The organism is Streptomyces clavifer, assembly GCF_036345975.1.
GTDB lineage: Bacteria > Actinomycetota > Actinomycetes > Streptomycetales > Streptomycetaceae > Streptomyces > Streptomyces clavifer.
The window spans coordinates 5,420,393-5,433,192 of the sequence record NZ_CP107793.1; the positions used below are offsets into that span (position 1 = coordinate 5,420,393).

The following is a 12,800-nucleotide window of genomic DNA, read 5'->3' on the forward strand; positions in this document are numbered from 1 at the left end:
CTCCTCCGGCTGACGCGTCCATCGGGCACTCCGAGTACCGCAACCCCACGTGGCATCTAGTTGTGCCCAACCACGTCAGAGACCAGGAGACACCACTTCCGTGGCAGTCAAGATCAAGCTGAAGCGTCTGGGCAAGATCCGTTCGCCTCACTACCGCATCGTCGTCGCCGACTCCCGCACCCGCCGTGACGGCAGGGCCATCGAGGAGATCGGCCTGTACCACCCGGTGCGGAACCCCTCGCGCATCGAGGTCAACGCAGAGCGCGCGCAGTACTGGCTCTCCGTCGGCGCCCAGCCGACCGAGGCCGTCCTCGCGATCCTGAAGCTCACCGGTGACTGGCAGGCCCACAAGGGTCTCCCGGCCCCCGCGCCGCTGCTGCAGCCGGAGCCCAAGGCTGACAAGCGCGCCCTGTTCGAGGCTCTCACCACGGACGGCGACGAGGCCAAGGGTGAGGCCATCACCCAGAAGGCCAAGAAGTCGGACAAGAAGGCGGACGAGGCGGCCGACGCTGCTGCGTCCACCGAGTCGACCGAGGCCTGAGCATGCTCGAGGAGGCTCTTGAGCACCTCGTGAAGGGCATCGTCGACAACCCCGACGATGTGCAGGTCGCCTCGCGTGACCTGCGCCGTGGACGCGTGCTCGAGGTCCGGGTTCACCCGGACGACCTCGGTAAGGTGATCGGCCGTAACGGCCGCACCGCGCGCGCCCTGCGTACCGTCGTGGGTGCCATCGGCGGCCGTGGTATTCGTGTCGACCTCGTCGATGTGGACCAGGTTCGCTGAAGAGTTGAACACCGGCCGGGGCCGGGGAGGGCTTTCGAGCCTTCCCCGGCCTTTGTCGTCCCTACACCACCACCGGGAGAAGTAGCGTGCAGTTGGTAGTTGCGCGGATCGGTCGCGCCCATGGCATCAAGGGCGAGGTCACCGTCGAGGTGCGCACCGACGAGCCCGAGCTCCGGCTCGGGCCCGGGGCCGTCCTGGCCACGGAGCCGGCGGAGACGGGGCCCCTGACGATCGAGACGGGCCGGGTGCACAGCGGCAGGCTGCTGCTGCGGTTCGAGGGCGTACGGGACCGCACGGCGGCCGAGGCACTCCGCAACACCCTGCTGATCGCCGACGTGGACCCGGCGGAACTCCCCGAGGACCCCGAGGAGTTCTACGACCACCAGCTGATGGACCTCGACGTGGTCCTCGCCGACGGCACCGAGATCGGCCGGATCACCGAGATCACGCACCTGCCGTCCCAGGACCTCTTCATCGTGGAGCGTCCGGACGGCAGCGAGGTGATGATCCCGTTCGTCGAGGAGATCGTCGGCGAGATCGACCTCGAGGAGCAGCGGGTCGTCATCACGCCGCCCCCCGGCCTGATCGACGAGAGCGAGGCCGTCGTCGCGTCCACCCGGGACGCGGAGGACGGCGACAGCGACGGAGCGGCAGAGGAGGCCCCGGGAGCCGGGGGCGACGAAGCTGCCGGCGGGACTGCGAAGGGCGGCGCGTGATGCGGCTCGACGTCGTCACGATCTTCCCCGAGTACCTGGAACCGCTGAACGTCTCGCTCGTCGGCAAGGCACGCTCCCGAGGCCGCCTGGACGTACACGTCCACGACCTGCGCGACTGGACGCACGACCGGCACAACACGGTGGACGACACCCCGTACGGCGGCGGCCCCGGCATGGTCATGAAGACCGAGCCCTGGGGCGAGGCCCTGGACGACGCGCTGGCCGAAGGCTACGAGGCCGGGGCGCACTCCCCGGTACTCGTGGTGCCGACCCCCAGCGGGAGGCCGTTCACGCAGCAGCTGGCCGTCGGGCTCTCGGAGAGGCCGTGGCTGATCTTCGCCCCCGCCCGGTACGAGGGCATCGACCGCCGGGTGACGGAGGAGTACGCCACCCGCATGCCGGTCGTGGAGGTGTCCATCGGGGACTACGTCCTGGCCGGCGGGGAAGCCGCCGTCCTGGTGATCACGGAGGCGGTGGCCCGGCTGCTGCCCGGAGTGCTCGGCAACGCCGAATCGCACCGGGACGACTCCTTCGCGCCCGGAGCCATGGCCGACCTGCTCGAAGGCCCCGTGTACACGAAGCCGCCCGAGTGGCGCGGGCGCGGTATCCCGGACGTCCTGCTCAGCGGCCACCACGGCAGGATCGCCCGCTGGCGCAGGGACGAGGCGTTCCGCAGAACCGCCCTCAACAGGCCCGACCTCATTGAGCGTTGCGACGCCGCGGGCTTCGACAAGAAGGACCGCGAGATCCTCTCCATCCTCGGCTGGTCTCCCGAGCCCGGTGGACGATTTTGGCGCAGGCCCGAGGCCGTGGAAGAATAGGTCCGCTGTACGTCCGGTGTGCGCCCCTGCCACAGGGGGAAAGACGCCCGCCCGATGTGATCAGCATCCGAACTTCACCCTCTCCCGTCGATGACCTGTGGCATCGGCGAAGAAAGCAGACAACATGGCTTCCCTGCTCGATGGCGTCAACGCCGCCTCGCTCCGTACCGACCTCCCGGCGTTCCGCCCCGGTGACACGGTCAACGTCCACGTGCGCGTGATCGAGGGCAACCGCTCCCGTATCCAGCAGTTCAAGGGCGTCGTCATCCGCCGCCAGGGCTCGGGCGTCAGCGAGACCTTCACGGTCCGCAAGGTCTCCTTCAGCGTCGGCGTCGAGCGCACCTTCCCGGTGCACAGCCCGATCTTCGAGAAGATCGAGCTCGTCACCCGCGGTGACGTCCGTCGCGCCAAGCTGTACTTCCTCCGTGAGCTGCGCGGCAAGGCCGCGAAGATCAAGGAGAAGCGCGACCGCTGATTCACCTCCGGCGTCCACAGCGCGGCCGGATAGAATCCGGCTCCGATGGACACGGAAGCACAGCACATGGAGCGCGACCCCTCCTCCGCCCCCGCAGACGGGGCGGAGGAGGGGTCGCGCTTCACGCATGTCCCCGATCGTTCCGCCGACTCGATGTCCTGGGGGCGGGCCGTCTTCCTCGGCATGCTCTGCACCGTCGCCCTGCTGCTGTTCAGCGCATTCGTGCTGCAGCCCTTCCTCATTCCGAGCGGCTCGATGGAACCCACGCTGAAGGTGGGGGACCGCGTGCTCGTCAACAAGCTGGCGTACCGTTTCGGCTCCGAACCACAGCGCGGCGACGTGGTGGTCTTCGACGGCACCGGCTCCTTCGTGCAGGAGACGCCCGAGGGGGACGCCGTCACCGCGCTGCTGCGCGGGGCGGCCGCGTCCCTGGGGCTCGCCGAACCCGCCGAGACCGACTTCGTGAAGCGGGTGGTGGGGGTGGGGGGCGATCGCGTGGTCTGCTGCGACGAGCGGGGGAGACTCGGGGTGAACGGCCGCTCGGTGGACGAGGAGTACCTGCACCCGGGCGACAAGCCGTCGGAGGTCGCCTTCGACATCGTGGTGCCCGACGGCACGCTGTGGATGATGGGCGACCACCGGGGCAAGTCGCGCGACTCCCGCGACCACCTGGGGCAGCCGGGGGGCGGCATGGTGCCCGTCGACCGGGTGATCGGGCGCGTCGACTGGCTCGGCTGGCCACTCGGCAGGCTCGGCTCCCTGGAGGGGACCGGCGCCTTCACCGGCATACGGCCGCCGGGCGCCTCGCATGGGTAACCGGGGGCGCAGGCGGGGAGTGCCGGACACGGATGTTCCGCTGCCCACGGGGAGCCGGCCGACCACGGCCCGCTCGCTGCCGACCCGGGCCGAACGCCGGAAGCTGGCACGCAGGGTGAAGCGCCGCCGGCGCAGGTCCGCGATCAAGGAGATCCCTCTCCTCGTCGTGGTGGCGCTGCTGATCGCGCTGGTGCTCAAGACCTTCCTCGTCCAGGCCTTCGTGATCCCGTCCGGGTCGATGGAGCAGACCATCCGGATCGGCGACCGGGTGCTGGTGGACAAGCTGACACCGTGGTTCGGCTCCGAACCGCAGCGCGGGGACGTCGTCGTGTTCAAGGACCCCGGCGGCTGGCTACAACAGGAGAACGTCGACACCGAGGACCCGCCCGTCGGCATCAAGCAGGCCAAGGAGCTCCTGACGTTCATCGGGCTCCTGCCCTCCGACGACGAGCAGGATCTGATCAAGCGTGTGGTGGCGGTCGGGGGCGACACCGTGAAGTGCTGCGGCTCGGACGGCAAGGTCACCGTCAACGGGGTACCGCTCGAGGAGCCCTACCTGCATCCCGGCAACGAGCCGTCCGCGCTCCAATTCGAGGTAAAGGTTCCGCAGGGCCGCATCTTCGTGATGGGCGACCACCGGTCCAATTCCGCGGACTCCCGCTTCCACCTCGACGAACCGGGCAAGGGCACAGTCTCGGAGGACGAGGTCGTGGGACGGGCCGTCGTGATCGCCTGGCCGCTCGGCCACTGGCGGAGGCTGGAGGAACCCGGGGCGTTCGCCTCGGTCCCCGACGTGAGCGCCGGGACGGCGGCGGAAGCGGTCCCGTCGAATAGTGTGTCCTCCCAGGATCGCAACGGAATGGTCCTGCTCCCGACCCCTGCGGAACTCCCGCTCGTTATGGGAGTGGTGGGCCTGCGCCGAATCGTGCGCGGGCGGTGGCACGGAGTGAGGAGTGGATGTGGGGGATTTGGCGGTCGGCGCACGATCCGGACACGACGAACCCGAGGACCGGCCTGCGAACGGCGGGATCCCGGCGGAGGCGGAGGGTGACGACGACTCCCGGAGCGGCAGCACGGCGCAGAAGAAGCCGCGCTCCTTCTGGAAGGAGCTGCCGCTCCTCGTAGGCATCGCGCTCATTCTCGCGCTGCTGATCAAGACGTTCCTGGTGCAGGCGTTCTCGATCCCCTCGGACTCCATGCAGAACACGCTGCAGCGGGGCGACCGGGTGCTGGTCGACAAGCTGACGCCGTGGTTCGGCTCGGAGCCGGAGCGCGGTGAGGTCGTCGTCTTCCACGACCCCGGCGGCTGGCTCGAGGACACCGTGACTCCCGAGCCGAACGCGGTGCAGAAGTTCCTGAGCTTCATCGGGCTGATGCCGTCCGCGGAGGAGAAGGACCTGATCAAGCGTGTGATCGCGGTCGGCGGTGACACGGTCCAGTGCAAGAAGAACGGGCCGGTGACGGTCAACGGCAAGGCGCTGGACGACAAGTCGTTCATCTTCGAGGGCAACAGCGCGTGCGACGACGAGCCGTTCGGGCCGATCAACGTGCCCGAGGGCCGGATCTGGGTGATGGGTGACCACCGCCAGAACTCGCTGGACTCCCGCTACCACCAGGAGCTGCCCGGACAGGGCACGGTGTCCACCGACGAGGTGGTCGGACGGGCCATCGTCATCGCCTGGCCGGTCAACCGCTGGGCGACCCTGCCGGTCCCGAGCACGTTCGACCAGCCCGGGCTGAACGCCGCGGCCGCCGTAGCGCCGGCAGCACTGGGTGTAGCGGGGGCGCTGCCCCTCGTGTTCTGGCGCCGTCGGAGGCTGACCAGCGGGCGTACCGCCGGGTAGGGTGCCGACTCGGATCAGCGATTGTCGATCTCCGACGGGGGAGCGCTGGGATGAGTGGAACAGGACGTACGGAGGGCGGCCGCGGCCGGCTCGGCACCATGGTGTCGAACCTGGCCGTGGCCGTCGGCTGTGTGCTCTTCCTCGGCGGTTTCGCCTGGGGAGCGGTGGTGTACAAGCCGTACACCGTGCCCACGGACTCGATGTCCCCCACGGTGAACCCCGGGGAGCGGGTGCTCGCGCAGCGGATCGACGGCGCCGACGTACGGCGTGGTGACGTCGTCGTCTTCACGGATCCCGTCTGGGGCGACGTGCCGATGGTGAAGCGGGTCGTCGGAGTGGGCGGCGACAAGGTCGCCTGCTGCGAGGACGAGGGCCGGATGACCATCAACGGCGAGCCCGTCGAGGAACCGTATCTGCAGGCGAAGGGCGGGGCCGCGCCCGGCCCGGACGACGGCGGGGCCCCGGCCTCCGTCCAGAACTTCACGGCTGTCGTGCCCGAGGGGCAGCTCTTCCTCCTGGGGGACGAGCGCGCGACCTCCCTGGACTCCCGGGTCCACCTGGAGGACCCGGGGCACGGCTCCGTGTCGCGCAGCGCCGTGGAGGCACGGGTGGACGCCGTGGCATGGCCCATGAGGGGCATGCTCGACCGGCCGGCGGCCTTCGCCGCACTGCCCGGTGGAGTGTCGTCCAGCGGGCCGCTGCCGCTTCAGGTCGGGGCCCTGGCGGCCGGTGTGCTCCTCATCCTCGGAGGAGCCGCCTACGGGCCGCTCGCGGCCCGCTCCGCCCGCCGGAGCCGGCCGGGAGTGTCCCCCGGTGGCCGCTGAGGCGCGCAAGGTCGCACGCGTCCTGCTCCTGGACCCCGACGACCGGATCCTCCTGCTCCACGGATTCGAGCCGGCGGACCCGGCGACGAACTGGTGGTTCACACCGGGCGGCGGCCTGGAGGGCGACGAGAGCCGGGAGGCCGCGGCCCTGCGTGAGCTTGCCGAGGAGACGGGCCTCACGGACGTCGAGCTCGGCCCCGTGGTGTGGACGCGGACCTGCTCCTTCCCGTTCGACGGGCGGCGCTGGGACCAGGACGAGTGGTACTTCCTGGCTCGAACGGCACGGACCACCACGCATCAGAGGGGCCTCACGGAACTGGAGCGGCGCAGTGTTGCCGGTCTGAGGTGGTGGACTTCCGCCGAACTTCTCACGACGCGTGAGACGGTGTACCCGACCAGGCTCGCCGGGCTGCTGCGCACGCTGCTCGACGAGGGTCCCCCACGCGTTCCGCTGGTTCTCGCCCCCGAAATCGCCTAATCGGCGAGGGGTGCGGACGGCTGACGCACAATGGGGGGACGCACGGCTGAAGGGGAACATGCCATGAGCGCCGAGGACCTCGAGAAGTACGAGACCGAGATGGAGCTGAAGCTCTACCGGGAGTACCGCGATGTCGTCGGTCTGTTCAAATTCGTGATCGAGACCGAGCGGCGCTTCTACCTCACCAACGACTACGAGATGCAGGTGCACTCGGTCCAGGGCGAGGTCTTTTTCGAGGTGTCCATGGCGGACGCGTGGGTGTGGGACATGTACAGGCCCGCCAGGTTCGTCAAACAGGTGCGCGTGCTCACCTTCAAGGACGTGAACATCGAGGAGCTCAACAAGAGCGATCTCGAACTTCCGGGCAGCTGACCGGCGCTCGCGCCGGTCGACACCTCCCGGGTCGGCACCCCCGCGCCGGTCGACGTCCCTCGAGTCCTTCGGCGCACCGCCTGCGATCCGCGTCGGTCCGGCGTCGTACATGCTTCGTGCCGCGTCGGTCCGGTGTCGCTCGCCGGCCCGCTGTCGTGTGACCGGGGGCGTCGCTCCGGGCGCCGTCCGGGGGCCGTCTCACTCGTCCGTGTGGCCGGGATATACACAACGACCGGGTTATCCACCAAGATCCAACAGATCGGGCGGGGCACGTCAGAGTCGGCACCGGAGGTGGTGCCGATATGAACGCACGGGGGGCACTCGGGCGGTACGGCGAGGATGTGGCGGCGCGGCTGCTGGCCGACGCAGGCATGTCCGTGGTGCAGCGCAACTGGCGCTGTCGCACGGGAGAGATCGACATCGTGGCCAGGGACGGCGACGCGGTGGTCGTCTGTGAGGTGAAGACCCGCAGGGCGGGCTCCTTCGAGCATCCGATGGAGGCTGTGACGCCCGCGAAGGCGGACCGACTGCGCCGGCTCGCCGAGATCTGGCTCGACCGGCACGGCGGGCCGCCGCCCGGCGGTGTCCGGATCGATCTGGTCGGCGTGATCCTGCCCCGGCGAGGGGCGCCGGTCGCCGAGCACGTGCGGGGCGTGGCCTGATGGGGTTCGCGCGGGCGTGTTCGGTGGCGCTGGTGGGCGTCGAAGGTGTGGTGGTGGAGGTCCAGGCCGATCTCGAACCCGGCGTGGCGGCGTTCACCCTGGTCGGGCTGCCGGACAAGAGCCTCGTGGAGAGCCGGGACCGGGTCAGGGCCGCCGTCGTGAATTCCGGGGCCGAGTGGCCGCAGAAGAAGCTCACGGTGGGGCTCTCCCCGGCCTCCGTACCGAAGAGCGGATCGGGTTTCGATCTCGCTGTCGCGTGCGCCGTGCTCGGGGCGGCGGAGCGGATCGACCCGGCGGCGATCGCCGATGTGGTGATGATCGGGGAGCTGGGCCTGGACGGCCGGGTGCACCCGGTGCGCGGGGTGCTGCCGGCGGTGCTCGCGGCCGCGGAGGCGGGATACCGCCAGGTCGTCGTTCCCGAGCACACCGCGGGGGAGGCCGCGCTCGTGCCGGGCGTCTCCGTCCTGGGTGTACGGAGCCTGCGCCAGCTGATCGCCGTGCTCGGTGACGAACCCGTTCCGGACGAACCGGTCGCCGACCGGGGCCGTCCCGACGCCGTGCCCTCCGGGCTGATGGTTCCGGGTGCGGGCGTCGGTGCGGGACTCGCCCTGCTCGGCTCCGGAGCCACGGGGCACCGGCCCGACCTGGCCGACGTCGCGGGTCAGGCCAGAGCGCGCAAGGCGCTGGAGGTCGCCGCGGCCGGCGGGCACCATCTGCTGCTGTCGGGCCCGCCCGGTGCGGGCAAGACCATGCTGGCCGAGCGGCTCACGGATATCCTCCCGCCGCTGACCCGGCAGGAATCCCTCGAGGTGACGGCGGTGCACTCGGTGGCGGGCATCCTCCCGCCGGGCGAGCCCCTGGTCACCAGGGCGCCGTACTGCGCACCGCACCACTCGGCGACGATGCAGTCGCTCGTCGGGGGCGGCAACGGCCTGCCGAGGCCCGGAGCGGTGTCCCTGGCACACCGGGGCGTGCTCTTCCTGGACGAGGCCCCGGAGTTCTCCGTGCGGGCGCTGGACGCGTTGCGTCAGCCCCTGGAATCCGGACAGGTGGTGGTCGCACGGGCTGCGGGGGTGGTGCGGCTGCCCGCCCGCTTCCTGATGATCCTTGCCGCGAACCCCTGCCCGTGCGGCCGGCACACGCTGGCCGGTGCGGGCTGCGAATGCCCGCCCTCCGTGGTCCGCAGGTATCAGGCCCGGCTCTCCGGGCCGCTGCTGGACCGGGTGGATCTGCGGGTCGAGGTCGAACCGGTCGGCCGGGCGGACCTGATGGGGCGCGGAGGCCGGGGCGAATCCTCGGCCGAGGTCGCCGCCCGGGTACGCCAGGCCAGGGTGCGGGCCGCGGAGCGGCTGGCGGGCACCCCCTGGACCACCAACAGCGAAGTGCCTGGCCATGAGCTGCGCACCCGGCTACTGGCGGCCCCCGGAGCGCTGATGGCCGCCGAGCGGGACATGGAGCGGGGCCTGCTCACCGCCCGGGGCCTGGACCGGGTCCTGCGCGTGGCGTGGACGCTGGCCGACCTGAGAGCCGCCGACCGCCCGGACGCCTCGGACATCGCGGTGGCCCTGGAGCTGCGGACAGGCATTCACCGAGGGGTTCCCATGGAAGCGGGCACGCGGTGAACGGCCCACCGGTCGGCGGCGGCCCCCCGGCTGACTCTACGCGCGGCGTCAACGGCCCACCGGCCCCCGCCGGTCCACCGGTCACCACCGGCCTGCCGGCAACCGCCGGACCGCCGGATGTCGACGGCGCGCCGGACGTCGACGGCGCGCCGGACGTCGACGGCGCGCGGGCCGTCAGCGACCGTGAGCGGCTGGCGCGCGCCGCCCTGACCCGTGTGTTCGAGCCGGGCGACGAGCGAGGGGGCGGCTGGCTCCGCGAGATCGGGGCCGTCGAGCTGATACGGCGTCTGAACTGCGTGGACGGCTCCGCCCAGACGCTCAGAGGGATGACCGCCGCGCGGCTGGGCGGTTACCGGCTGCGGGCCGCGACCGCCGACCCCGGCCGGGACCTGGCGGACATGGCCGCGGTGGGCGGGCGGTTCCTCTGTCCGGGTGACAGGGAGTGGCCCACCCAGCTCAACGACCTCGGGGACGCCCGGCCCATCGGGCTCTGGGTGCGCGGGTGGCCCGACCTGCGGCTCTGGGCGCTGCGTTCGGTCGCCGTGGTCGGCGCCCGGGCCTGCACACCGTACGGCGCGCACATGGCGGCGACCCTCGGTGCGGGACTGGCCGAGCGGGGCTGGGTGGTGGTGTCCGGCGCGGCGTTCGGGGTCGACGGTGCGGCGCATCGCGGAGCGCTGGCCGCCGGCGGGGCGACCCTTGCCGTGCTGGCCTGCGGGGTGGACGTCTGCTACCCCCGGGGGCACACCGAGCTGATCGGACGGATGGTGGAACAGGGACTCGTCATCGGCGAGTTGCCGCCTTCGGAACACCCGACGCGCAGCAGGTTCATCCTTCGGAACAGGGTGATCGCCGCACTCACGAGGGGGACCGTCGTCGTGGAGGCCGAATACCGCAGCGGTTCGCTGGTCACCGCCCGGAACGCGCAACGTCTGGGCCGCTTCACGATGGGTGTCCCGGGTCCCGCCACCAGCGGACTCTCGGCGGGTGTCCACGAGCTCCTCCGGGGTGAGGGCGTCCTGGTCACCGGCGCCGCCGAAATCTCCGAGCTGGTGGGAGAGATGGGCGACCTCGCCCCCGAAGGACGAGGCCCCGTTCTGCCCCGGGACCTGCTCGACGACGTATCCGCACGGGTCCTGGACGCGCTGCCCCGGAAGGACACGATGGGCGGGCGGGACGTGGCGCGGGCAGCGGGTACGTCGACGGACGAAGCGCTCGGACGGTTGTACGAACTGCACTCACTGGGGTTCGTCGAACGCGAGGGCGACGGATGGAGGTTGACGCCGGGACCCACACGCAACGGGGACGCGCGGCGAGGCGGTAGTTGACCCGGGGCATTCGGGTGAAAAGGTGATGCCGACGACCTCGGCGGTGCCTGGTCGGGCCTCCGGAGCCGGATTTCGGCGACGGACCGGAGGGCCGGCCCTGCCCGGTGGCGTCGGAAATGAAACGGAATCACACAGCGCGGATCCACGCTCCAGCGCGCACCGCAACACTTCAGTCACGCTACGCTCACAAGGAATCCGCCCCAGAGACACGTCCCCAGCACTTCACGGCAGAACGGCTCAAGGCACCACATGCCCCAGCACACCTCCGGGTCTGACCGCGCGGCAGTACCACCGGCTGCGCGTGGCACTGTGCGCCCGCCCGGCCCTTCCTCGCTCGACGAGTTGTGGCGTTCCTACAAGACCACGGGGGACGGGCGGCTGAGGGAGCAGTTGATCCTCCACTACTCGCCCCTGGTCAAATACGTGGCCGGCCGGGTGAGCGTGGGTCTGCCGTCCAATGTGGAGCAGGCGGACTTCGTCTCGTCGGGGGTCTTCGGGCTGATCGACGCCATCGAGAAGTTCGACATCGAGCGCGCCATCAAGTTCGAGACGTACGCCATCACCAGGATCCGCGGCGCGATGATCGACGAACTCCGGGCACTCGACTGGATCCCGAGGTCCGTGCGCCAGAAGGCGCGCAACGTCGAGCGTGCCTACGCCACGCTGGAGGCGCAGCTGCGGCGTACGCCCTCGGAGGCCGAGGTCGCCGCCGAGATGGGCGTCGCCCTGGAGGAACTGCACGCTGTTTTCAGCCAGTTGTCCCTCGCCAATGTGGTGGCCCTGGAGGAACTGCTGCACGTCGGCGGTGAGGGCGGCGACCGCCTGAGCCTGATGGACACCCTGGAGGACACGGCAGCCGACGACCCGGTCGAGGTCGCCGAGGACCGGGAGCTGAGACGGCTGCTCGCCCGTGCCATCAACACGCTCCCGGAACGCGAGAAGACCGTCGTCACCCTCTACTACTACGAGGGCCTCACCCTCGCCGAGATCGGCAACGTCCTCGGGGTCACCGAGAGCCGCGTCAGCCAGATCCACACGAAGTCGGTGCTGCAGCTCCGCGCGAAACTGGCCGACGCCGGACGCTGAGCCGGGGCGGCTTCGGCCACCCGATCGCAGACACGCACATCCCACCGCACAGCTGCCGCCGTAGAGTGGAGGCGTGCCCAGGATTCGAGCGGCCTCCGTGGCCGAGCACCGGACCATGCAGCGCGGCGCCCTCCTGGATGCCGCGCGCTCCCTGCTGTCCGAGGGCGGTACGGAGGCGCTGACCTTCCCCGCCCTCGCCGAGCGCACGGGCCTCGCCAGGTCCTCCGTCTACGAGTACTTCCGCTCCCGCGCCGCCGTGGTGGAGGAGCTCTGCGCCGTCGACTTCCCCGTCTGGGCCGCCGAGGTCGAGAACGCGATGGCCCGGGCCGGTGCGCCCGAGGAGAAGATCGAGGCGTATGTGCGCCGGCAGCTCGATCTGGTCGGGGACCGGAGGCACAGGGCCGTCGTCGCGATCTCCGCGAGCGAGCTGGACGCGGGCGCACGGGAGAAGATCCGGGCCGCGCACGGCGGGCTGATCGTCGTGATCGTCGAGGCCCTGGGCGATCTGGGCCACGCCGAGCCGAGGCTCGCCGCGATGCTGCTGCAGGGCTCCGTCGACGCGGCGGTGCGCCGCATCGAGCTGGGCGCGGAGGAGCCCGCCGTGGTCGCCGACGCCGCCGTGGCCATGGTTCTGCGCGGCGTACGGGGCTGAGCCCGGCCTGCCCCCGCGCGGACCTCGCTGTGAGCAGCACCGCGAGCGGCCCGTACCCCGCGGTGCCGTACGCCACGGTGCCGTGCCTCGGCGTCCAGGGCCCCGCGGTGCCGTGGTCCACCGCGCGGTACCCGTCCGCCCCGTACCTCGTCGAGCCGTGACCGGACATGTCGTGACCGGACATGTCGTGACCGGCCGTCCGCCGGGCGGCGGGTGGGCGCGGCAGCGGTACGCCGAACACCGGCAGCAGCCTGGACGGCCCTCTGCGCAGCAGCGACGGGGGGAGCAGGGACAGCGGATCGAGGTAGACGTCACCGCGCC

General features: G+C 71.1%; 17 protein-coding genes. All 17 read left to right on the forward strand.

All coding sequences use genetic code 11. The features are described from left to right. The first annotated feature begins 100 nt into the window (after window positions 1–100). The 17 genes from rpsP (at window position 101) to OG927_RS23950 (ending at window position 12,640) form a co-directional block, all read left to right on the forward strand. Window positions 101–541, forward strand: coding sequence for a 30S ribosomal protein S16 (rpsP, locus tag OG927_RS23870; protein WP_056791109.1), 441 nt, complete (start codon window positions 101–103; stop codon window positions 539–541). A gap of 2 nt (window positions 542–543) precedes the next feature. Then, complete coding sequence (locus OG927_RS23875) at window positions 544–783, forward strand: RNA-binding protein (RefSeq protein WP_014153811.1); 240 nt, start codon at window positions 544–546, stop codon at window positions 781–783. 86 nt (window positions 784–869) lie between these two features. After that, window positions 870–1,499 carry a ribosome maturation factor RimM gene (gene rimM, locus OG927_RS23880; RefSeq protein WP_056791114.1) on the forward strand — a complete coding sequence of 210 codons (630 nt, stop codon included), beginning with the start codon at window positions 870–872 and terminating at the stop codon, window positions 1,497–1,499. Continuing rightward, a complete protein-coding gene (gene trmD, locus OG927_RS23885) occupies window positions 1,499–2,320 on the forward strand; it encodes a tRNA (guanosine(37)-N1)-methyltransferase TrmD (RefSeq protein ID WP_330321348.1) in 822 nt (273 codons plus the stop codon). The genes rimM and trmD overlap by 1 nt, the downstream gene beginning before the upstream one ends. A gap of 124 nt (window positions 2,321–2,444) precedes the next feature. After that, the gene (gene rplS / locus OG927_RS23890; protein ID WP_056791121.1) at window positions 2,445–2,795 is read left to right on the forward strand and encodes a 50S ribosomal protein L19; all 351 of its coding nucleotides are present in this window, start codon (window positions 2,445–2,447) and stop codon (window positions 2,793–2,795) included. A gap of 45 nt (window positions 2,796–2,840) precedes the next feature. Then, complete coding sequence (gene lepB / locus OG927_RS23895; protein ID WP_124281069.1) at window positions 2,841–3,611, forward strand: signal peptidase I; 771 nt, start codon at window positions 2,841–2,843, stop codon at window positions 3,609–3,611. Further along, a complete protein-coding gene (gene lepB, locus OG927_RS23900) occupies window positions 3,604–4,662 on the forward strand; it encodes a signal peptidase I (protein ID WP_056791127.1) in 1,059 nt (352 codons plus the stop codon). The genes lepB (OG927_RS23895) and lepB (OG927_RS23900) overlap by 8 nt, the downstream gene beginning before the upstream one ends. Continuing rightward, entirely contained in the window at window positions 4,580–5,455 is an 876-nt protein-coding gene (gene lepB, locus OG927_RS23905) for a signal peptidase I (protein WP_056791130.1), read from the forward strand. Before lepB (OG927_RS23900) ends, lepB (OG927_RS23905) begins: the two co-directional genes overlap by 83 nt. A gap of 50 nt (window positions 5,456–5,505) precedes the next feature. Further along, window positions 5,506–6,279, forward strand: coding sequence for a signal peptidase I (gene lepB, locus OG927_RS23910; protein WP_124281068.1), 774 nt, complete (start codon window positions 5,506–5,508; stop codon window positions 6,277–6,279). Continuing rightward, window positions 6,269–6,757, forward strand: a complete 489-nt coding sequence (locus OG927_RS23915) for an NUDIX hydrolase (protein WP_056791135.1) — start codon at window positions 6,269–6,271, stop codon at window positions 6,755–6,757. The genes lepB (OG927_RS23910) and OG927_RS23915 overlap by 11 nt, the downstream gene beginning before the upstream one ends. A 63-nt stretch (window positions 6,758–6,820) precedes the next feature. Beyond that, entirely contained in the window at window positions 6,821–7,129 is a 309-nt protein-coding gene (locus OG927_RS23920) for a DUF2469 domain-containing protein (protein ID WP_056791138.1), read from the forward strand. A 302-nt stretch (window positions 7,130–7,431) separates the two neighbouring features. Further along, window positions 7,432–7,791 (forward strand): YraN family protein, encoded by a 360-nt coding sequence (locus OG927_RS23925; protein ID WP_056791141.1) that lies wholly within the window; start codon window positions 7,432–7,434, stop codon window positions 7,789–7,791. After that, on the forward strand, window positions 7,791–9,413 hold the full coding sequence (locus OG927_RS23930; RefSeq protein ID WP_056791144.1) for a YifB family Mg chelatase-like AAA ATPase: 1,623 nt from the start codon (window positions 7,791–7,793) through the stop codon (window positions 9,411–9,413). Before OG927_RS23925 ends, OG927_RS23930 begins: the two co-directional genes overlap by 1 nt. Window positions 9,414–9,604: 191 nt before the next feature. Continuing rightward, window positions 9,605–10,741 carry a DNA-processing protein DprA gene (gene dprA / locus OG927_RS23935; protein WP_330321349.1) on the forward strand — a complete coding sequence of 379 codons (1,137 nt, stop codon included), beginning with the start codon at window positions 9,605–9,607 and terminating at the stop codon, window positions 10,739–10,741. 249 nt (window positions 10,742–10,990) lie between these two features. Then, window positions 10,991–11,827: an RNA polymerase sigma factor WhiG gene (whiG, locus tag OG927_RS23940; protein WP_056791147.1), complete on the forward strand. Its 837-nt coding sequence runs from the start codon at window positions 10,991–10,993 to the stop codon at window positions 11,825–11,827. 97 nt (window positions 11,828–11,924) lie between these two features. After that, entirely contained in the window at window positions 11,925–12,479 is a 555-nt protein-coding gene (locus OG927_RS23945; RefSeq protein ID WP_330321350.1) for a TetR/AcrR family transcriptional regulator, read from the forward strand. 29 nt (window positions 12,480–12,508) lie between these two features. After that, entirely contained in the window at window positions 12,509–12,640 is a 132-nt protein-coding gene (locus tag OG927_RS23950) for a hypothetical protein (RefSeq protein ID WP_274922806.1), read from the forward strand. Window positions 12,641–12,800: the final 160 nt, after the last annotated feature.

Excerpts from the sequence above, each read along its gene's own strand:
- lepB (WP_124281068.1), top strand. The coding sequence starts at position 5,506 with ATGAGTGGAACAGGACGTACGGAGGGCGGCCGCGGCCGGCTCGGCACC.
- rplS (WP_056791121.1), top strand. The coding sequence starts at position 2,445 with ATGGCTTCCCTGCTCGATGGCGTCAACGCCGCCTCGCTCCGTACCGAC.
- OG927_RS23930 (WP_056791144.1), top strand. The coding sequence starts at position 7,791 with ATGGGGTTCGCGCGGGCGTGTTCGGTGGCGCTGGTGGGCGTCGAAGGT.
- whiG (WP_056791147.1), top strand. The coding sequence starts at position 10,991 with ATGCCCCAGCACACCTCCGGGTCTGACCGCGCGGCAGTACCACCGGCT.
- OG927_RS23925 (WP_056791141.1), top strand. The coding sequence starts at position 7,432 with ATGAACGCACGGGGGGCACTCGGGCGGTACGGCGAGGATGTGGCGGCG.
- trmD (WP_330321348.1), top strand. The coding sequence starts at position 1,499 with ATGCGGCTCGACGTCGTCACGATCTTCCCCGAGTACCTGGAACCGCTG.
- OG927_RS23875 (WP_014153811.1), top strand. The coding sequence starts at position 544 with ATGCTCGAGGAGGCTCTTGAGCACCTCGTGAAGGGCATCGTCGACAAC.
- OG927_RS23920 (WP_056791138.1), top strand. The coding sequence starts at position 6,821 with ATGAGCGCCGAGGACCTCGAGAAGTACGAGACCGAGATGGAGCTGAAG.
- lepB (WP_124281069.1), top strand. The coding sequence starts at position 2,841 with ATGGACACGGAAGCACAGCACATGGAGCGCGACCCCTCCTCCGCCCCC.
- lepB (WP_056791127.1), top strand. The coding sequence starts at position 3,604 with ATGGGTAACCGGGGGCGCAGGCGGGGAGTGCCGGACACGGATGTTCCG.